This is a genomic window from Pseudomonas fluorescens (genome assembly GCF_000730425.1).
Lineage (GTDB): Bacteria > Pseudomonadota > Gammaproteobacteria > Pseudomonadales > Pseudomonadaceae > Aquipseudomonas > Aquipseudomonas fluorescens_X.
In genome coordinates this window covers 5,957,384-5,975,227 of sequence record NZ_CP008896.1, presented here as the reverse complement: position 1 = coordinate 5,975,227, position 17,844 = coordinate 5,957,384, and the positions used below count along the sequence as shown (strand labels likewise).

The 17,844-nt window shown below is 60.5% G+C and carries 17 protein-coding genes; 8 read left to right on the top strand and 9 right to left on the bottom strand.

Features of this window, described 5'->3' with window-relative positions:
- Positions 1 to 93 precede the first annotated feature (93 nt).
- Entirely contained in the window at positions 94 to 2,418 is a 2,325-nt protein-coding gene (locus tag HZ99_RS26925; protein ID WP_038447548.1) for a hybrid sensor histidine kinase/response regulator, read from the top strand.
- Here the strand turns inward: HZ99_RS26925 and HZ99_RS26920 are convergent.
- The 3 genes from HZ99_RS26920 to msrB form a co-directional block, all read right to left on the bottom strand.
- Positions 2,402 to 2,863, bottom strand: coding sequence for a MarR family winged helix-turn-helix transcriptional regulator (locus HZ99_RS26920; RefSeq protein ID WP_038447545.1), 462 nt, complete (start codon positions 2,861 to 2,863; stop codon positions 2,402 to 2,404). The genes HZ99_RS26925 and HZ99_RS26920 overlap by 17 nt on opposite strands.
- On the bottom strand, positions 2,860 to 3,345 hold the full coding sequence (locus tag HZ99_RS26915) for a glutathione peroxidase (protein WP_038447541.1): 486 nt from the start codon (positions 3,343 to 3,345) through the stop codon (positions 2,860 to 2,862). Before HZ99_RS26915 ends, HZ99_RS26920 begins: the two co-directional genes overlap by 4 nt.
- 177 nt (positions 3,346 to 3,522) lie before the next feature.
- On the bottom strand, positions 3,523 to 3,915 hold the full coding sequence (gene msrB / locus HZ99_RS26910) for a peptide-methionine (R)-S-oxide reductase MsrB (RefSeq protein WP_038447538.1): 393 nt from the start codon (positions 3,913 to 3,915) through the stop codon (positions 3,523 to 3,525).
- Positions 3,916 to 4,118: 203 nt separating this feature from the next.
- On the opposite strand from msrB, the gene HZ99_RS26905 reads away from it, so the two are divergent.
- Together HZ99_RS26905 and htpX are read left to right on the top strand one after the other, a co-directional pair.
- Positions 4,119 to 5,330 carry a pyridoxal phosphate-dependent aminotransferase gene (locus HZ99_RS26905; protein WP_038447535.1) on the top strand — a complete coding sequence of 404 codons (1,212 nt, stop codon included), beginning with the start codon at positions 4,119 to 4,121 and terminating at the stop codon, positions 5,328 to 5,330.
- A 314-nt stretch (positions 5,331 to 5,644) separates the two neighbouring features.
- Positions 5,645 to 6,532, top strand: a complete 888-nt coding sequence (gene htpX / locus HZ99_RS26900) for a protease HtpX (RefSeq protein WP_029298042.1) — start codon at positions 5,645 to 5,647, stop codon at positions 6,530 to 6,532.
- A 57-nt stretch (positions 6,533 to 6,589) separates the two neighbouring features.
- On the opposite strand, the gene HZ99_RS26895 is transcribed toward htpX, so the two are convergent.
- The gene (locus HZ99_RS26895) at positions 6,590 to 7,246 is read right to left on the bottom strand and encodes a thiopurine S-methyltransferase (RefSeq protein ID WP_038447533.1); all 657 of its coding nucleotides are present in this window, start codon (positions 7,244 to 7,246) and stop codon (positions 6,590 to 6,592) included.
- A 102-nt stretch (positions 7,247 to 7,348) separates the two neighbouring features.
- Here HZ99_RS26895 and HZ99_RS26890 point away from each other — a divergent pair, with 102 nt between their 5' ends.
- Positions 7,349 to 8,116: a DODA-type extradiol aromatic ring-opening family dioxygenase gene (locus tag HZ99_RS26890; RefSeq protein WP_038447530.1), complete on the top strand. Its 768-nt coding sequence runs from the start codon at positions 7,349 to 7,351 to the stop codon at positions 8,114 to 8,116.
- A gap of 153 nt (positions 8,117 to 8,269) precedes the next feature.
- On the opposite strand, the gene HZ99_RS26885 is transcribed toward HZ99_RS26890, so the two are convergent.
- Positions 8,270 to 9,943, bottom strand: coding sequence for a DEAD/DEAH box helicase (locus tag HZ99_RS26885; protein WP_017136163.1), 1,674 nt, complete (start codon positions 9,941 to 9,943; stop codon positions 8,270 to 8,272).
- Between the two features lie 422 nt (positions 9,944 to 10,365).
- Here HZ99_RS26885 and HZ99_RS26880 point away from each other — a divergent pair, with 422 nt between their 5' ends.
- Positions 10,366 to 11,157, top strand: a complete 792-nt coding sequence (locus HZ99_RS26880) for a crotonase/enoyl-CoA hydratase family protein (protein ID WP_038448213.1) — start codon at positions 10,366 to 10,368, stop codon at positions 11,155 to 11,157.
- A 103-nt stretch (positions 11,158 to 11,260) separates the two neighbouring features.
- Here HZ99_RS26880 and HZ99_RS26875 read toward each other — a convergent pair whose 3' ends face one another.
- The gene (locus HZ99_RS26875) at positions 11,261 to 12,016 is read right to left on the bottom strand and encodes a spermidine synthase (RefSeq protein WP_038447522.1); all 756 of its coding nucleotides are present in this window, start codon (positions 12,014 to 12,016) and stop codon (positions 11,261 to 11,263) included.
- A 142-nt stretch (positions 12,017 to 12,158) separates the two neighbouring features.
- Between HZ99_RS26875 and HZ99_RS26870 the strand changes: the two genes are divergently transcribed.
- On the top strand, positions 12,159 to 13,505 hold the full coding sequence (locus tag HZ99_RS26870; RefSeq protein WP_038447519.1) for a class II 3-deoxy-7-phosphoheptulonate synthase: 1,347 nt from the start codon (positions 12,159 to 12,161) through the stop codon (positions 13,503 to 13,505).
- A gap of 51 nt (positions 13,506 to 13,556) precedes the next feature.
- Here HZ99_RS26870 and HZ99_RS26865 read toward each other — a convergent pair whose 3' ends face one another.
- Positions 13,557 to 14,789, bottom strand: a complete 1,233-nt coding sequence (locus tag HZ99_RS26865) for a winged helix-turn-helix domain-containing protein (protein WP_038447517.1) — start codon at positions 14,787 to 14,789, stop codon at positions 13,557 to 13,559.
- Between the two features lie 43 nt (positions 14,790 to 14,832).
- Entirely contained in the window at positions 14,833 to 15,039 is a 207-nt protein-coding gene (locus tag HZ99_RS26860) for a DUF1127 domain-containing protein (RefSeq protein WP_038448212.1), read from the bottom strand.
- Between the two features lie 70 nt (positions 15,040 to 15,109).
- On the opposite strand from HZ99_RS26860, the gene HZ99_RS26855 reads away from it, so the two are divergent.
- Positions 15,110 to 15,991 (top strand): LysR family transcriptional regulator, encoded by an 882-nt coding sequence (locus HZ99_RS26855; RefSeq protein ID WP_038447514.1) that lies wholly within the window; start codon positions 15,110 to 15,112, stop codon positions 15,989 to 15,991.
- On the opposite strand, the gene HZ99_RS26850 is transcribed toward HZ99_RS26855, so the two are convergent.
- Entirely contained in the window at positions 15,981 to 16,730 is a 750-nt protein-coding gene (locus HZ99_RS26850) for a sulfite exporter TauE/SafE family protein (protein WP_038447511.1), read from the bottom strand. The two genes, HZ99_RS26855 and HZ99_RS26850, sit on opposite strands and share 11 nt — an antisense overlap.
- 111 nt (positions 16,731 to 16,841) lie before the next feature.
- Here HZ99_RS26850 and HZ99_RS26845 point away from each other — a divergent pair, with 111 nt between their 5' ends.
- Positions 16,842 to 17,792, top strand: a complete 951-nt coding sequence (locus tag HZ99_RS26845) for a LysR family transcriptional regulator (RefSeq protein ID WP_038447508.1) — start codon at positions 16,842 to 16,844, stop codon at positions 17,790 to 17,792.
- Positions 17,793 to 17,844: the final 52 nt, after the last annotated feature.

The following is a 17,844-nucleotide window of genomic DNA, read 5'->3' as shown; positions in this document are numbered from 1 at the left end:
CTGAAAAAACGATTCATACCGGGCAAGGCTGGCGCTGGGGATGTTCAGCTATGCTTGCCGGGCGAAGGGAAACGTAAAGTGGCTCAGCACCTAATGGATATCAAGTTCGCCCACCGCTTGTCTTATAAACAAGCCAGACTGACTGTGCTGGTCGGTTTCGTATTGGGAACCTTGCTCAGCCTGATCCAGATCGGCATTGATTATGCCAGCGAAGACGCGTCCATCAACCGTGAAATACACGCGCTGCTTGAAATCAGCCATAACCCGGCCTCACGTATCGCCTACAACATCGACGCCGAACTGGCCCAGGAACTGACCCTGGGTTTGCTGCACTCCCCCGCCATCACACGAGCGCAGTTGGTCGACAACAATGGCCTGGTGCTGGCTGACGTTGATCGGCCGCGCAAGGAGAGCAGCTACCGCCCCATCAGCGACTTCCTGTTCGGCGCCAACCGCCAGTTCGAAGACCGCCTGTATCTCACCCATATGCCAGACGAATCCCTGGGTGTGTTGCGCCTTGACGTCGACACCTACGCATTCGGCAGCCGGTTCCTGCGCAGGGCGGAGATCACCCTGCTTAATGGCTTTGCCCGCAGCCTGATCCTGACCGGCATCCTCCTGGGCCTGTTCTACGCGATGCTGACCCAGCCCTTGGTGCGCATCATCCGCGAACTGAGCACACGCAGCCCCGGCAGTGCGCCGCAGGCTCGCCTGGATTGCCCGCCGGGGCACGAATACGATGAGATCGGCGTATTGGTCAATGTCGCCAACCAACAGTTCGAGAATATGGAGACCGAAATCCAGCAGCGGCGCCACGCCGAGGACCGCCTGACCGAGTACCTTGCCCGACTGGAAGACATTGTTTCGGCGCGTACCACCGAACTCAAGGCCATCAACCAGCGGCTAAGCCAATCCAACGAAGAACTGGAGGCGTCGAAAATGACCGCCCTGGGCATGGCCCAGGCGCGTGCGGCCTTCCTCGCCAACATGAGCCATGAAATCCGCACCCCACTCAATGGCCTGCTCGGCATGATCGCGCTGTCCCTGGACAGCGCGCTGAATGCCGAACAACGCCAGCAATTGTCGATTGCCCATGACTCCGGCAAAGTGCTGGTAGAACTGCTCAACGATATTCTCGACCTGTCCAAGTTCGATGCCGGGCAACTGGAACTGGAGAGCATCCCCTTCGACCTCGGCTCCCTGGTGGAAGACACCGCCAACCTGCTGTCGCAGAACGCCGCGCCCAACGTGGAATTGACCTGCCTGATCGACCCACAGTTTCCCGCCCAAGTGGTCGGTGACCCGACCCGGGTCCGGCAGATTGTCAGTAACCTGCTGTCCAACGCCTTGAAGTTCACCCGGTTCGGTCGCGTCGATGTGCGCCTCAGCGCGCCACCCAATGGTGTGCGCATCGAAGTGTGTGACACCGGCATCGGTATTGCGCAGGAGGCCCAGGCACGTATCTTCAAACCCTTTACCCAGGCGGGCGCTGGCATTACCCGCCAGTTCGGCGGGACTGGCCTTGGCTTGGCACTGACCCACAATCTTTGCGAGGCCATGCAAGGCCGGCTGACCATCAGTTCGGAAACCGGTTTCGGCAGCCAGTTCTGTGCCGAATTGCCACTGCCCGCCCACACACCAGCCGCGCGACTGGGGCCGTTGGCCGGCGAAGTCGCAGTCATTACCGGGGCTAGCAGTGGCTTGGCAGAACTGCTGCACGCTCTGCTGCCGCACTGGGGACTGACGCCCCACAGCTATACGATCGACGATGACTTGAGTGGCCTGGCACCGGACATCCTGATCACCGACTGCCCCGAATGCCTGTTCCGCCTGCGCCCGGCCATCAGCGCACCGATCCTGCTGGTCACCGCCTACGGCAACTTCATGCCCGGCGAAGAAGTGGCCACGCTGGCGCCCCTGCAACAGCAGGCACGCCCGCTGAGCCGCGCGGCGCTGTATCAGGTCTTGCACCGCACCCTGCGCGACGGCAGCGAAATCATCCTCGACCTTGCCCAACTGGAAACCAGCCCGGTTGCGCATCGGGCACGTATCCTTCTGGTAGAGGACAATCTGGTCAATCAACTGGTAGCCAAGGGCATGCTCGGCAAGCTTGGCTGCGAGGTAGTCGTCGCGGCCCATGGCGCAGAGGCGCTGAAGCAGTTGGAAGTACAACGCTTCGATATGGTACTGATGGATTGCAACATGCCGGTCATGGATGGCTACGAGGCGAGCCGACAGATCCGCCGCAGCGGGCGCTGGCCACAGCTGCCAATTGTCGCGTTGACCGCCAATGCCCTGGCCGAGGAACGCGAACGTTGCCGGGCCGCGGGGATGAACGACTACCTGGCCAAGCCTTTTCGCCGCGAAGAACTCAACGCCCTGCTCGACCTATGGGTGCCGACTACGACAAGTCTGTGATCTGCTCAAGTAACTGCTCCAGACCATGGCGCAGGGCATCCGCCTGGCTCAGGTCCACTCCGCGGTCACACATCAGCCGGGCTTTCAGCGGCTGGACGCGGTCACGCAGCGCCAGGCCTGCCTGGGCAAGACTCAAGTGCACCTCGCGCTCATCACTGGTACTGCGCAGGCGCTTGATCAGCGCCAGCTGCTCCAGGCGCTTGAGCAATGGCGTCAACGTGCCGGAATCAAGCAGCAATCGTTCCCCCAGCGCCTTGACCGTCGGCTGGCGCGGTGCGGCGGCATGCCACTCCCACAACACCAACATGACCAGATACTGCGGATACGTCAGGCCCAGTTGGTCGAGCATCGGTTTGTAGGCCCGCGTCACCGCCCGGGAAGCGGCGTAGAGCTTGAAACACAACTGGTCATCCAGGGCCAGGGATACGGCAGGCAAGTCGGTCATTTGAGCAGCGCTTCGATCTCTTGGGTCAGTTGCTGGGGTTTGGTGGTCGGGGCAAAACGCTTGACTACCTGGCCGTCGCGACCAATCAGGAACTTGGTGAAGTTCCACTTGATGCCCTTGGAGCCCAGCAGACCCGGCGCGCGCTGTTTCAATTGCGCGAACAGTGGATGGGCCTCGCCCCCATTGACATCGACCTTCTTGAACAGCGGAAAACTGACGCCGAAATTCAACTCGCAAAACGCGGAAATAGCCCCCTCGTCACCTGGTTCCTGTTTGCCAAACTGGTTGCACGGAAAGCCCAGCACCACCAGGCCCTGGTCCTTGTACTGCTGCCAGAGTTGCTCAAGGCCCTGGTACTGCGGGGTGAAACCGCATTTGCTGGCGGTATTGACCACAAGGATCGCCTTGCCGGCGAAATCCGCCAGAGTCTTTTGCTCGCCCGTGATGGTGGTGCAAGGGATGGTCAACAGGTTGTCACTCATGACAAGGCCTCGGATGGAGAATAAAGGCAGAACATAGCGAGCAATTAAATTGCATGCAATTTAATTAACCGAACTGATTCCTTATCATCACCACAATCCCGTAGGAGCCGGCTTGCCGGCGATGGCGCCCCCCAGGCCCTCATCGCCGGCAAGCCGGCTCCTACAGGTGAGGCAGGTTTAGCGAGGAACCAGGTCCAGGCACACCGAGTTGATGCAGTAACGCAAACCAGTAGGCGGTGGACCATCCGGGAACACATGGCCCAGATGTGCGTCACACTTGGCACAGGTCACTTCGGTGCGAATCATCCCGTGGCTGACATCACGAATCTCAATCATCGCGCTATCGGCAATCGGCTCATAAAAACTGGGCCAGCCACAACCGGCATCGAACTTGGTCTTCGAGTCGAACAGCGGCTCATTGCAGCAAATACAGTGATACACACCATCGGTCGTAGTGGCGTTGTATTTGCCGGAAAACGGCCGCTCTGTGCCCTTGAGACGGCACACTTGGTACTGCGCCGGGTCAAGCATTTCCCGCCATTCTTCCAGGGTCTTATCCAACTTTTCCATCAATCCACCTCGACAACTGAAAAAGCCTGATCTGTGTCTTTTCCATGGATCAGGCGGCACGTATGATTGCGCCTCTTCAAAGCGCCAGTCTGGCACCCGCGTTATCGGCATTCAAACGTATTTATGGGTCAGGCCACACGCAGGATTCCCAGCACGGTAGTCTTCACATCGTCTGGATCGTTCATTTTCGGGATCACATCGCCATGCAGGTCAGCAAATCGAACAAGCTCGCCAACGTCTGCTACGACATTCGCGGCCCAGTGCTCAAGCACGCCAAACGCCTGGAAGAGGAAGGCCATCGCATCCTCAAGCTGAACATTGGCAACCCGGCGCCCTTTGGTTTCGAAGCGCCGGATGAAATCCTCCAGGACGTGATCCGTAACCTGCCCACCGCCCAAGGCTACAGCGACTCCAAGGGGTTGTTCAGTGCGCGCAAGGCGGTGATGCAGTATTACCAGCAAAAACAGGTGGAAGGGGTCGGTATCGAAGATATCTACCTGGGCAACGGTGTCTCCGAGCTGATCGTGATGGCCATGCAGGCCTTGCTCAACAACGGCGACGAAGTCCTGGTGCCAGCGCCCGACTATCCACTGTGGACCGCTGCGGTAACCCTGGCCGGCGGACATCCAGTGCATTACCTGTGCGATGAACAAGCCAACTGGTGGCCGGACCTGGCTGATATCAAGGCCAAGATCACGCCCAACACCAAGGCGCTGGTGATCATCAACCCGAACAACCCCACGGGCGCGGTGTACTCCAAGGAAGTGCTGCTGGGCATGCTGGAACTGGCACGCCAGCACAACCTGGTGGTGTTCTCCGACGAGATCTACGACAAGATCCTCTATGACGAAGCCGTGCATATCTGCACCGCATCCCTGGCCCCGGACCTGCTGTGCCTGACCTTCAACGGCCTGTCCAAGTCCTACCGGGTGGCGGGCTTTCGTTCCGGCTGGGTCGCCATTTCCGGGCCCAAGCACAATGCCCAGAGCTACATCGAAGGCATCGACATGCTGGCCAATATGCGCCTGTGCGCCAACGTACCCAGCCAGCACGCGATTCAGACTGCCCTGGGCGGCTATCAGAGTATCAACGACCTGTTGCTGCCCGCCGGTCGCCTGCTGGAACAACGCAACCGCACCTGGGAACTGCTCAACGACATTCCCGGCGTCAGTTGCGTCAAACCCATGGGCGCCTTGTACGCGTTCCCGCGGATCGACCCGAAAGTCTGCCCGATCCATAACGACGAGAAATTCGTCCTCGATCTGCTACTGTCGGAAAAACTGCTGGTGGTCCAGGGCACGGCGTTCAACTGGCCGTGGCCTGATCACTTTCGCGTGGTGACCTTACCCCGTGTGGATGACTTGGACATGGCCATCGGGCGCATTGGCAACTTCCTGAAGTCCTATCGCCAGTAACCTCGCTTTCGCTGTACGGCCCGCAAGAGGTCGTACAGTGAGTATCTAGCAACACATCTTGTGCCCGTGTCGGGCAGAAATACCTTCTGCCCTTCCCTGCTGCCCTTCGGCTTTGTACTCCCCAACAATCACGGGGTCCCAAGGCTGCTGAACGGAAATCTCCTTCAACATTCAGAGTCAGAAAATCCTTTCAAGGCTCTACATTCAAGCTGTAGGACACAGTTTGAAATAGTCGCCCGGTTGAATAGCCCACTGCCGCACCTTATATACCCCGCAGTACGCGACATATTAAGCATGAGGAGAATTCTACAACCATGATGCGCATCCTGCTGTTCTTGGCCACTAACCTGGCGGTCGTGCTGATTGCCAGCATCACCCTGAGCCTTTTCGGCTTCAACGGGTTCATGGCGGCCAACGGGGTTGATCTGAACCTCAATCAGCTGCTGGTTTTCTGTGCCGTCTTTGGTTTTGCCGGCTCGATCTTCTCGCTGTTCATCTCCAAGTGGATGGCGAAAATGAGCACCAGCACCCAGATCATCACCCAGCCGCGCACCCGGCATGAGCAATGGCTGCTGCAGACCGTCGAGCAACTGTCCCGCGAAGCCGGGATCAAGATGCCGGAAGTCGGGATCTTCCCGGCCTACGAGGCCAACGCCTTTGCCACCGGCTGGAACAAGAACGATGCTCTTGTTGCCGTCAGCCAGGGTCTGCTGGAGCGTTTCTCGCCAGACGAAGTGAAGGCCGTGCTGGCCCATGAGATCGGCCACGTCGCCAACGGTGACATGGTGACCCTGGCACTGGTCCAGGGCGTGGTGAACACCTTCGTGATGTTCTTCGCGCGGATCATCGGCAACTTTGTCGACAAGGTGATCTTTAAGAACGAAGGCGGCCAGGGTATCGCCTACTACGTGGCGACCATCTTTGCCGAACTGGTACTGGGCTTCCTTGCCAGCTCCATCGTGATGTGGTTCTCGCGCAAACGCGAATTCCGCGCCGACGAAGCCGGGGCTCAACTGGCCGGTACTGCTGCCATGATCGGCGCACTGCAACGCCTGCGCTCCGAACAGGGCCTGCCGGTGCATATGCCGGATACCCTGAATGCCTTCGGCATCAACGGTGGCGTCAAGCAAGGCCTGGCGCGGATGTTCATGAGCCACCCGCCACTGGAAGAGCGGATCGACGCACTACGTCGTCGCGGCTGACAGCCAGCAGGTAAAAAAAGGGGCGATTGAATCGCCCCTTTTTTGTGGGCACGTATTTTACAACCCCGCCAGCTGGTAAACCCGCTCCTCCAGCGACGTGACACCACCCTGGGCGAACTTGGGGCTCTCGGCCAGGATATCCCGTTGTTCCAGGATACTCAGGCGCCAGTGCGCTCCCAGCAGCCCACGGACTTCGTCATCGCTCACTGCAAACGGCGGCCCGTCCTTCAGGGCCTGCTCGTAATCCAGGCTGATCAACAGGCCGTCCTGCACCTGAGGTGCAATCGTCTGTAAATGTGCGATATAGCGCTCACGCACCGGTGACGGCAAGGCAATCAGCGCCGCCCGATCATAGAGGGCCGTGCAACCGCCCACATCCTCGCGACTCAATTCGAAAAAATCACCGCACCACAGCTCGACAGCACCCGCCTGATAAACCTTGAAGCCTCCTCGCCGGCTGACATGCGCAGCCAGGCACTGCTCCCGGAAAAACGCTTCAACCGCCTTTTCCGACAGTTCTACACCCAGGACCCTATACCCCTGCTCCGCCAGCCACATCAAGTCCAGGCTTTTGCCACACAGCGGCACCAACACGCCGGCCCCACTGGCCAGCCCGAGGCCCGGCCAGTATCGCTGCAAATAGGGATTGACCTCAGGCAGGTGAAAGCCGATTTGATTGCGTGCCCAGCGGTCATGCCAAAAGGTGGAGTCCATGAATAATCCCGAAAACTCGATCAAATAGCGCTAAAACTTATATTAGATTTAGATCAATGATCTGATTGAAGATGGCCTTATCTTAACCTTGAGGGCCCGCTCATGCTTCCCAGCCTGTTTATTTCCCACGGTTCGCCCATGCTCGCCCTGCAACCTGGCGCCAGCGGCCCGGCGCTCAAGCGCCTGGCCGCCGCCCTGCCACGGCCCAAGGCAATCGTGGTGATGTCCGCACATTGGGAAAGCCGTGAACTGCTGGTCAGCGCCAGCCCCGCCCCAGAGACCTGGCACGACTTCGGCGGCTTCCCCCGCGAACTGTTTGCGGTGCAGTATCCAGCGCCCGGCGATCCGGCCCTGGCGCAGCGGCTTGTCGAGCTGCTCGCAGCCGATGGCTTGCCTGCCCGCCTCGACCACCAGCGCCCATTCGACCATGGCACCTGGGTGCCGCTGTCACTGATGTACCCGGCAGCCGATATACCCGTGGTACAGGTATCCCTGCCCAGCCATATGGGACCGGCGCTGCAAACCCGAATCGGTCAGGCACTCGCAAGCTTACGCAAAGAAGGTATTTTACTGATCGGTTCCGGCAGCATCACCCACAACCTGAGTGAGCTGGACTGGCACGCCGGGCCGGAAAGCATTGAGCCCTGGGCGCGTGACTTTCGCGATTGGGTGGTCGACAAACTAGCGACACAGGATGAGGCCGGGCTGCACGACTACCGCAAGCAAGCACCTCATGCCGTGCGCAGCCACCCCAGCGATGAGCACTTGTTACCGCTGTACTTCGCCTACGGCGCAGGCGGCCAGTTCACTGTGGCCCATCAGGGATTCACCCTCGGCGCCTTGGGAATGGATATCTATCGATTTGATTAGCAGCGTTTTTATAGGCCGCACGCTTGCCTGTGATGCAAATGCCATCGCACGCCAGCCCTCCACAAGAACCCAGGCAAGGTGAAACCCCAGGCATAAAAAATCCCCGAACCAGTCGGGGATTTTTTATGTTCGATCAATCAACCCGAGGGCCGATCAATCTTCGCGATAACGACGCAGCTTGAGCTGCTTGCCAGCAACGCGGGTGTCCTTCAGCTTGGCCAGCAATTTCTCCAGGCCATCTTCCGGCAGCTCCACCAGGGAGAAGCTGTCACGCACCTGGATGCGACCAATCGCTTCACGAGCCAGGCCACCCTCGTTGAGGATAGCGCCCAGCAGGTTCTTGGCAGCGATGCCATCACGTGCGCCCAGCGCGGTACGGCAGCGAGCACGGCCTTCAGCCAATGGAACCGGAGCACGACGCTCACGATCACCACGGTCCGGACGATCACCGGTACGCTCTGGACGATCACCGCGCGGAGCGTTGTTCGGCACCAGTGGACGTTCTTTTTCGATCGCAGCCAGGGTCAGGGCCTGACCGTTGGTAGCCTTGCGCAGCAGGGCTGCAGCCAGGGCACGCGGGGTGCAACCGATATCGGCGGTCAGGCGGTCCAGCAGGTCGCCGTGGGTCGATTCAGCGTCAGCCACCAGCGGCGACAGGCTGTTGGTCAGTTTCTTGATGCGCGCATCGAGAACGGCCTGGGCATCCGGCAGGCGGACTTCGGCAACTTTCTGACCGGTTACACGCTCGATCACTTGCAGCATGCGGCGCTCACGCGGAGTCACCAGCAGCAGTGCACGACCTTCGCGACCGGCACGGCCGGTACGGCCGATACGGTGAACGTAGGACTCAGGGTCGTACGGCATATCAACGTTAAACACGTGGGTGATACGTGGAACGTCGAGGCCACGGGCAGCTACGTCAGTCGCCACAACGATGTCCAGGCGGCCATCCTTGAGGGAGTCGATAACGCGCTCACGTTGGTTCTGGGCAATATCACCGTTCAACGCAGCGGCTTTATAGCCTTTGGCTTCCAGGGCGCTGGCCAGGTCCAGGGTCGCTTGCTTGGTGCGCACGAACATGATCAGTGCGTCGAAGTCTTCGACTTCCAGCAGGCTCAATACAGCCGAGGTCTTCTGGTCAGCGTGAACCAACAGGTGAGCCTGTTCGATCGCGGTAACAGTCTGGGTCTTGGTCTGGATCTTCACGTGTTGCGGATCGCGCAGATGGCGCTCGGCAATGGCACGGATCGACTGCGGCAGGGTGGCCGAGAACAGCACGGTCTGACGGGTCGGTGGCAGCGCCTTGAAGATGACTTCCAGGTCATCCATGAAGCCCAGCTTCAACATTTCGTCAGCTTCGTCGAGAACCAGATGGTTCACGGTCGACAGCACTTTTTCGTCGCGACGCAGGTGATCGCACAGACGACCCGGAGTGGCGACAACAATCTGCGCACCATTACGGATTGCTTTCAGTTGCGGGCCCATAGGCGCGCCGCCGTAAACGGCCACAACGGTAACGCCCGGCATTTGCTTGGCGTAGGTTTCGAAAGCGGTTGCTACTTGCAGCGCCAACTCACGGGTTGGCGCCAGGATCAGGGCTTGCGGCTCGCGCTTGGCAGGATCGATGCAGTGCAGGATAGGCAGGGCGAACGCGGCGGTTTTACCGGTACCGGTTTGCGCCTGGCCAATCATGTCCTGGCCGGCCATGATGATCGGGATCGATTGCTGCTGAATAGCCGAAGGTTCTTCGTAGCCGGTCGCGATGACGGCAGCAAGAATGTTCGGGTTAAGATTAAAAGCGGCGAAGCCGCCGGTTTCCTGGGTCATGGGTCTGCCTCTAAGTGCATCCGCAAAGACCCATGCTCCAAAGCTGCGCATGCCGTGTTGAGACTCAAGAGTCGCCCTGGCTGCTTTGTCGGCGGGGATTTGCGAAAACGAATGAATGAAAAAGATTCGTCAAGGGAGAGTCCGCAGTGCGGACGTGCAGCCGAAGCTGACTTCGGGGAATTGCGCTACCTAAACGCGGCCCGGTTAAAGGCCGGCGCGCACTATACCGGAAATCCCTGAAAAAGGGAGCTTTTTTTATCGGAAAAGACCATTCAACTGCTCTACGCCACAGGCTTTGCGCATCCTTGCAGGAGCGTCTATTTTTCAAAGGCCCGGCCCTGTTGATCATTGCGCTTAAACGCTTCACCTTTTGCAGCGGGCCCTTCGGTCCGAAACTGCCTTTCGCGCCCGAGGATCCACCCATGAAACAAACCAGCAGCAGCCGTGTCAGCCGTGAACTACAAGGGCATGTCCTGCTGTTGGGGCTCGATCGGGTCGCCAAGCGCAATGCCTTCGACCTCGACCTGCTCAACGAACTGAGCCTGGCCTACGGCGAATTCGATCGCAATGAAGAGGCGCGCGTGGCCGTGGTTTTCGGCCACGGCGACCACTTCACCGCCGGGCTGGACCTGATCAACGTCGCCCACACCATGGCACAGGGCTGGCAACCACCGCTGGGAGGCTGCGATCCATGGGGCGTGTTCGCGGGACCCAGGGTCAGCAAACCGGTGATCGTGGCAGCCCAGGGCTATTGCCTGACCATCGGTATCGAATTGATGCTCGCCGCAGACATCAACCTGTGTGCCAGCAATACGCGCTTTGCGCAGATGGAAGTACAACGTGGGATCTTTCCTTTTGGCGGCGCCACCCTGCGCCTGCACCAGATCGCTGGTTGGGGCAACGCCATGCGCTGGCTGCTGACCGGCGACGAGTTCGACGCCCATGAAGCCTTGCGACTGGGGCTGGTACAGGAGGTCATGGCCAGCGAGGACTTGCTGCCCCGTGCCCTGGCCCTGGCCAACCGGATTGCCAGCCAGGCGCCATTGGGTGTGCAGGCCACATTGATCTCGGCACGCCAGGCGCGGGATGAAGGTGAAACCGCAGCGGCCGCCGGGTTGCCGGTGTTGGTGGAGAAACTGCTCAATAGCGAGGATGCCAAGGAGGGGGTGCGGGCGATGCTGGAGAAGCGACCGGGGGTATTTAAAGGCTTGTAAGGTCGTCGACAGTGATGGCCTCATCGCGGGCAAGCCCGTTCCCACAGATGTATGCGGTCAAATGTAGGGGCGGGCTTGCCCGCGATGAGGCCAGTACAGGCAACTAAGTCGCCGGCCGAACAGCCTTGATCAACGCCTGCAATGAGTAACCTAGCCGAGGCGCCAGAGCTTCGGCTCGAATGGAAACCGCCCCCAAATCCAGCTCTTGATCCAGATCCGCTGGCACGATCAGGATCACATTGCCCTCCTTCACCGGCAGTTCCCAGTAATGCCGATGATAAAGCCCGCGCAACAACGCGGCGCCCAGCGGCTTGCCATCATCGGTCGCCCACTGGTTGATCACCAGCCAACCGCCTGGGTTGAGTTTCTTCTGGCAGTTTTCCAGGAAGGTCCAGGCCAGGTGGCCAACCCCCGGCCCCACATCGGTGTACAGGTCGACGAAAATCAGGTCCGCCGGCTCCGCAGTCTCCAGCAACTCCAAGGCATCGCCCACACGGATATACAGCCGCGGGTCATCATCCAGCCCCAAATACTCGATAGCCAGGCGCGGCACGTCCGGGCGCAGCTCAATGGCCTCGACATCTTCCAGGGGCAGGAACTTGAGGCAGGCCTGGGTCAATGTCCCGGCACCCAGACCGAGAAACAGCGCACTTTCGGGCCGCTCATGACACAAGGCACCAATCAACATGGCACGGGTGTAGTCATACTCCAGCCAGCTCGGATCGGCGGTAAACACGCAGCTTTGCTCGATGGCATCGCCAAATTCGAGAAAGCGGTAATCGGCCACTTCCAGCACACGGATCATGCCAAAGTCATCATGGACCTCAGCCAACAGGCGCTCGACGCGCTCCTCAGTCATTTCATCTCCTAATGGGCCCGGGCATGGGTTCAAGCCGCCTGGTACCAAGCGGGAAAGGCGCGATTGTCGGCCAAGCAGCGCCAGCAGGTCACGCACTAATTGCTGATAACATGCACGCTCCCGACATTCATTCGAGTTCACGATGAGCCAACCCTGGAGCCCCGACAGCTGGCGCGCCCTGCCGATCCAGCAACAACCCCGCTACCCCGACGCCGCGCACTTGCTGCAGGTCGAGCAGAGCCTGGCCAGTTACCCACCGCTGGTCTTCGCAGGCGAAGCCCGGGAGCTGCGCCGCCAGTTTGCCGAGGTGACCCAGGGTCGCGCGTTCCTGCTGCAAGGTGGCGACTGCGCCGAGAGTTTTGCCGAGTTCTCGGCGGCAAAAATCCGCGACACGTTTAAAGTGTTGCTACAGATGGCCATTGTCATGACATTCGCCGCCAGCTGCCCGGTGGTCAAAGTCGGACGCATGGCCGGCCAGTTTGCCAAGCCGCGCTCGGCCAACGACGAAACCATCGACGGCATCACCCTTCCCGCCTACCGCGGCGATATCGTCAACGGCATTGGTTTCGACGAAAAAAGCCGCGTCCCGGACCCCGACCGCCTGTTGCAGTCCTACCACCAGTCCACCGCGACCCTGAACCTGCTGCGGGCCTTCGCCCAGGGCGGTTTTGCCGACCTGCACCAGGTGCATAAGTGGAACCTGGACTTTATCGCCAACTCCGCCCTGGCCGACAAGTACAGCCAACTGGCGGATCGGATTGACGAGACCCTGGCCTTCATGCGCGCCTGCGGCATGGACAGCTCGCCGCAATTGCGCGAGACCAGCTTCTTCACCGCCCACGAAGCCCTGCTGCTCAACTACGAGCAAGCCTTCGTGCGCCGCGACAGCCTGACCAACGACTACTACGACTGTTCAGCCCATATGCTGTGGATCGGCGACCGCACGCGCCAGCTCGACGGCGCGCACGTCGAGTTCCTGCGCGGGGTGAACAACCCGATCGGGGTCAAGGTCGGCCCGAGCATGAACCCCGACGATTTGATTCGCCTGATCGATATCCTCAACCCGGACAACGATCCCGGCCGCTTGAACCTGATCGCACGCATGGGCGCCAACAAGGTCGGTGATCACCTGCCCAACCTGATCCGTGCGGTACAGCGCGAAGGCAAGCAGGTGCTCTGGAGCTGCGACCCGATGCATGGCAACACCATCAAGGCCAGCAGCGGCTACAAGACCCGGGACTTTGCGCAGATCCTCAGCGAAGTGAAGGCGTTCTTCCAGGCCCACCAAGCCGAAGGCACTTATGCCGGTGGGATTCATATCGAAATGACCGGACAGAATGTCACCGAGTGCATCGGGGGCGCGCGGCCGATTACCGAAGATGGCTTGTCGGACCGGTACCACACCCATTGCGACCCACGGATGAATGCCGATCAGTCGCTGGAACTGGCGTTCTTGATTGCCGAGACGTTGAAGCAGGTCAAACGCTAGGGCAGTTGTAGCCTGATCGACCCCTATCGCGGGCTTGCCCGCGATAGGGCCCTAACGGCCAACCTCTATTGCCAGCATCGCCACCCGCAACCGGGCTGCACTGTGCCGCTGGCAGTTGACCTGGACTTGCTCCAACCCCAACCAATCTGCCATCTGCCGCAAGTTCAACGCCAACGCCAACATCCCCGCCTCGTCCAGCCCCGGTTCTTCCTCATGCACGGCATGCACCGCCAGCCGCCCACGGGCTCGCTCGGCCCGCAAATCCACCCGTGCAGCAATCCGTTCATTGTGCAGAAACGGCAGTACGTAATAGCCGTACACCCGCTTGTCCTGCGGGGTGTAGATCTCCAACCGATAGCGAAAGTCGAACAGCCGCTCGGTACGGCTGCGCTCCCAGATCAATGAGTCGAAGGGTGACAGCAAGGCGCTGGCTGCCACTTTGCGCGGGACACTGGGCTCGGGCAGGCAATAAGCGACCTGCTTCCACCCCTGGACCCGGCACGCTTGCAACTGCCCGTCCTCGACCAACTCGGCCAGGCGCCCACGACTGTCTGCGGGGTCCAGGCGAAAGTAATCGCGCAGGTCCTTTTCTGTACCAATACCCAACGCCGTTGCGGCATGTAGCAACAGGCCGCACTGGGCGCTGTGTTCGCTCAAGGGCGCTTGTTGCAGAATCGCAGACGGTATGACCCGCTCCGGAAGGTCATACAGCCGCTCGAAACCACGGCGCCCCGCAACCGTCACCAGGCCGGCAGCGAACAACCACTCCAGCGCGTGCTTTTCATCACTCCAGTCCCACCACGGCCCGGCGCGCTCTTCACGGGTCGATAGGCTGCCCGCTCCCAGCGCGCCCCGTTGCTCGACAATGGCCAGCACGCGGCGGATGGTGGGCTGTTGCTCACGCCCAAAACGCGCCATCTGCTGGTAGATCCCCTGCCCCTCGGCTGCCCGCTGCATGCGCCAACGCATTAGCGGGTAAAGCGCCATGGGCAACAGCGAGGCCTCATGCCCCCAATATTCAAACAACGTGCGCTGGCGCCCCTGACTCCAGGCCGCCTGTTCAAGCAGCAGCGGCGAGTAATTGCCCAAGCGGGAAAACAGCGGCAAATAGTGAGAGCGCGCCACGGCATTGACCGAATCAATCTGCAATACGCCCAGGCGCTCGATCACGCGATTGACCTGGGTGGCCTTGATCTGCAACGGCGGCTGGCGCCCGGAGAAGCCTTGGGCCGCCAGCGCCAGACGGCGCGCCTGCTTGAGGGAAAAGCTCAGTTCTGCGGGCATGTGTATCTCCTGATTGCGCCCGCAGACTGTAGCGCGAAGCCCGTCATTTACCCAACGGGTCATTCCAGAAGTGCCGGTGGCGCTCATGCTCGACGTCCGCCCGGGTCAAGCCAATATCCTTGAGCGACTCGTCGCTCATCTGTGCCAGCACCTGACGCTCGCAATGCAAGGCGTACCAACGGGCAACTCTTTGAAACAGCCCGGCAAACGGGCGCTTCACCATCAACACATAACCTTTTTGACCTTTCATCATCTTGCCCTCCAGTGGGGATGACTAAAGTCTGTGCTCAGGGTTACGATCAATCCAACGAATGTTTTTTATGCAATACATCTCAGAGATTGATCAATTGAACAACTACCCGAGCATCGATACCGACGTGCTACGCACCTTCGTCGCCATCGCCGACCAAGGGGGTTTCACCCGCGCCGGCGAGCAGGTCAATCGCACCCAGTCAGCGGTGAGCATGCAGATGAAGCGGCTCGAAGAGGACGTGCTGCAGCGCAAACTCTTCGAACGCGATGGCCGGCAGGTCAGGCTTACGCCCGAGGGCCAGGTGTTGCTGGGGTATGCGCGACGTATCCTGAAACTGCACAGTGAGGTGTTCAATACCTTGCGCGAGCCGCATATGGTTGGACTGGTGCGGATCGGCACCCCGGACGACTACGTGATGCGCTACCTGCCCGGTATTCTGAAGCGGTTTTCCAAGGCGTATCCGCTGATCCAGATCGAGATGCACTGTGAGGGAACGCCGGTGCTGATGCAGCGGCGCGACCTGGCACTGACGGTGGTCAGCCGCGAGCAGGGCAATGAAATCGGCGAGTTGTTGCGCAATGAACGTATGGTCTGGGTGGCATCACCCTGCTTTTGCGTGGATGAACACGAAACCCTGCCTCTGGCGATCTCCGGCCTGGACAGCTTTTGTACGCAATGGGCCCGCGCCTCCCTGGAGGCTGTGGGGCGAGAGTATCGCCTCGCTTATCACAGCTCCAACGGTGCGGCGATCCAGGCCGTAGTAGGTGCGGGGTTGGCAGTGACGGTCATGATGGAAAGCCTGGTCACCGAAGACCTGCGCATACTTGGCAGCGACGAAGGCTTCGGCCCGTTGCACTCAGTCAACCTGCGGCTGCTGCGCAACCCGGGCATGACCTCCCCCATCACCGAATGCCTGGCGGAGTACATCCTCGAGGGTTTCAGACTTTGAAGGTCAACATCACCGCACACACCACCAAAAAGCCACAGAACAAACCGCGTAGCAGACGCTCCGGCAATGCGTGGGCGATTTTCACCCCCCAACTGATACTGAGCAGGCCGCCAACCGCCAGGGGCATGCCGATCAGCCAATCCACTTCATGGTGCCAGGCGTAGGTCACCAGAGTGACGCCGGTGCTGGGCAAGGCCAATGCCAGAGACAGGCCCTGGGCGACCACCTGGGTAGTACCGAACACGCTGGTCAATACGGGCGTGGCAACCACCGCGCCGCCGACACCGAACAGGCCACCCATGGAGCCCGACGCTGCGCCCAGTACCCCCAGCCACGGCCAGGAATAGCGCATCTGCGCGCTGGGCGGTGCATTGCTGGTGACCATGCGCAACAGGTTGTACGCCGACAGGGCCACCAAAAACGCGATAAAACCAATGCGCATCACACCGGCATCGATACCTACTGCCCAGATCGACCCCAGCCAGGCAAAGCAGAAGCCCGTGACGCCAAGTGGCAAGGCATGGCGCAGCTCAATGCGATTGCGCTGGTGATAACGCCACAGCGCCAGCATCACATTGGGCACAACCATCACCAGCGCGGTGCCTTGGGCGATTTGCTGATCCAGCCCAAACAACACGCCCAGTACCGGGATCGCAATCAGCCCGCCACCAATGCCAAACAACCCACCCACGGTGCCCAAGGCTATGCCCAGCAGCACATACATCGCCATATCCACCACAACTGCGCCCCTGCACCGTCTCAAGCCCTGCATGCTACGCAGTCCACCCTGGCATGGAAACGCACAGCAACGCACAATGGCTATGCCAAATCCGCACAAGCGAATGACCCCATGAATCCCACGACCTTGACTGATCAACTGGGCCTGTTCCTCGACGTGCTGGAGACGGGCAGTTTTTCCGCAGCCGCGCGGCGCCATCCGCTGACGCCCTCCGCCGTCGCCCGCAGGATCGACAGCCTGGAAGGCGCCCTGGGCAGCCAGCTGTTCTTGCGCAGTACCCACGCAGTGCTACCCACCCCTGCCGGCCTGGCGTTTGCCGAGCGGGCGCGGCGGGTTGTCCGGGAGTTGCAACTGGCACGAGCCGAGGCCGTGTCTTTAAGTCATGCACCCGAAGGCCTGATTCGCGTGGACGCACCCGCTGCGTTTGGCCGACGGCACTTGGCGCCGGCAATTGCGGACTTCCTGACGGTCTACCCTGGCCTGGACGTACACCTGCACTTGATCGACAGTTTTGTCGACATGCAAGGCGAACACCTGGGCAAGGTGGATCTGGTACTGCGCGCAGGACCTATCGTTGATACGAGGCTGATCGCCACACCATTGGCCAGCATCGTAAGAATCGCCTGCGCCAGCCCAACCTACCTGAAAAACCGTGGCACGCCGACCCATCCCAGCCAGCTCAATCAACACGATGGCCTGGACTGGGAAGGACTGGCGCCGACGTTCGCCTGGCGCTTTGAGTTCGATGGGCGCAAGAACACCTACCGTCCGCAGCGTATCCGCATGAGCGCCAACAATGCCGAAGCCCTGCTGTCCGGCGCCCTGGCCGGGCTGGGCATCGCTCACCTGCCTACCTGGCTGGCCAGTGAATACCTGGTACGCGGCGAGCTGGTGCCATTGTTCTGCGAGAACGGCCTGCCGACTGCAGAGAGCGCCGGCATCTACGCCCTGCGCCTCGAACAGCAAGCCAACGCACGCAGCCGCTTGCTGCTGGAGTACCTCAAGAGCCGTTTCAGCCCCATCCCACCGTGGGATCTGGCGTTGCAGAGTGGCTGGGGCTGACGGCCGCGGCAAAATTATCTGGCGCGTTAAAGGTTTGGCCGCTAGATTCCAG

What these genes read in the sequence shown, in the direction of transcription:
- HZ99_RS26890 (WP_038447530.1), top strand. Translation starts at nt 7,349, where the DNA reads ATGCTTCCCAGCCTGTTTATTTCCCACGGTTCGCCCATGCTCGCCCTG.
- HZ99_RS26855 (WP_038447514.1), top strand. Translation starts at nt 15,110, where the DNA reads ATGCAATACATCTCAGAGATTGATCAATTGAACAACTACCCGAGCATC.
- HZ99_RS26875 (WP_038447522.1), bottom strand. Translation starts at nt 12,016, where the DNA reads ATGACTGAGGAGCGCGTCGAGCGCCTGTTGGCTGAGGTCCATGATGAC.
- HZ99_RS26915 (WP_038447541.1), bottom strand. Translation starts at nt 3,345, where the DNA reads ATGAGTGACAACCTGTTGACCATCCCTTGCACCACCATCACGGGCGAG.
- HZ99_RS26865 (WP_038447517.1), bottom strand. Translation starts at nt 14,789, where the DNA reads ATGCCCGCAGAACTGAGCTTTTCCCTCAAGCAGGCGCGCCGTCTGGCG.
- HZ99_RS26845 (WP_038447508.1), top strand. Translation starts at nt 16,842, where the DNA reads ATGAATCCCACGACCTTGACTGATCAACTGGGCCTGTTCCTCGACGTG.
- HZ99_RS26925 (WP_038447548.1), top strand. Translation starts at nt 94, where the DNA reads ATGGATATCAAGTTCGCCCACCGCTTGTCTTATAAACAAGCCAGACTG.
- htpX (WP_029298042.1), top strand. Translation starts at nt 5,645, where the DNA reads ATGATGCGCATCCTGCTGTTCTTGGCCACTAACCTGGCGGTCGTGCTG.
- HZ99_RS26920 (WP_038447545.1), bottom strand. Translation starts at nt 2,863, where the DNA reads ATGACCGACTTGCCTGCCGTATCCCTGGCCCTGGATGACCAGTTGTGT.
- HZ99_RS26895 (WP_038447533.1), bottom strand. Translation starts at nt 7,246, where the DNA reads ATGGACTCCACCTTTTGGCATGACCGCTGGGCACGCAATCAAATCGGC.
- HZ99_RS26870 (WP_038447519.1), top strand. Translation starts at nt 12,159, where the DNA reads ATGAGCCAACCCTGGAGCCCCGACAGCTGGCGCGCCCTGCCGATCCAG.
- HZ99_RS26860 (WP_038448212.1), bottom strand. Translation starts at nt 15,039, where the DNA reads ATGAAAGGTCAAAAAGGTTATGTGTTGATGGTGAAGCGCCCGTTTGCC.
- HZ99_RS26905 (WP_038447535.1), top strand. Translation starts at nt 4,119, where the DNA reads ATGCAGGTCAGCAAATCGAACAAGCTCGCCAACGTCTGCTACGACATT.
- msrB (WP_038447538.1), bottom strand. Translation starts at nt 3,915, where the DNA reads ATGGAAAAGTTGGATAAGACCCTGGAAGAATGGCGGGAAATGCTTGAC.
- HZ99_RS26885 (WP_017136163.1), bottom strand. Translation starts at nt 9,943, where the DNA reads ATGACCCAGGAAACCGGCGGCTTCGCCGCTTTTAATCTTAACCCGAAC.
- HZ99_RS26880 (WP_038448213.1), top strand. Translation starts at nt 10,366, where the DNA reads ATGAAACAAACCAGCAGCAGCCGTGTCAGCCGTGAACTACAAGGGCAT.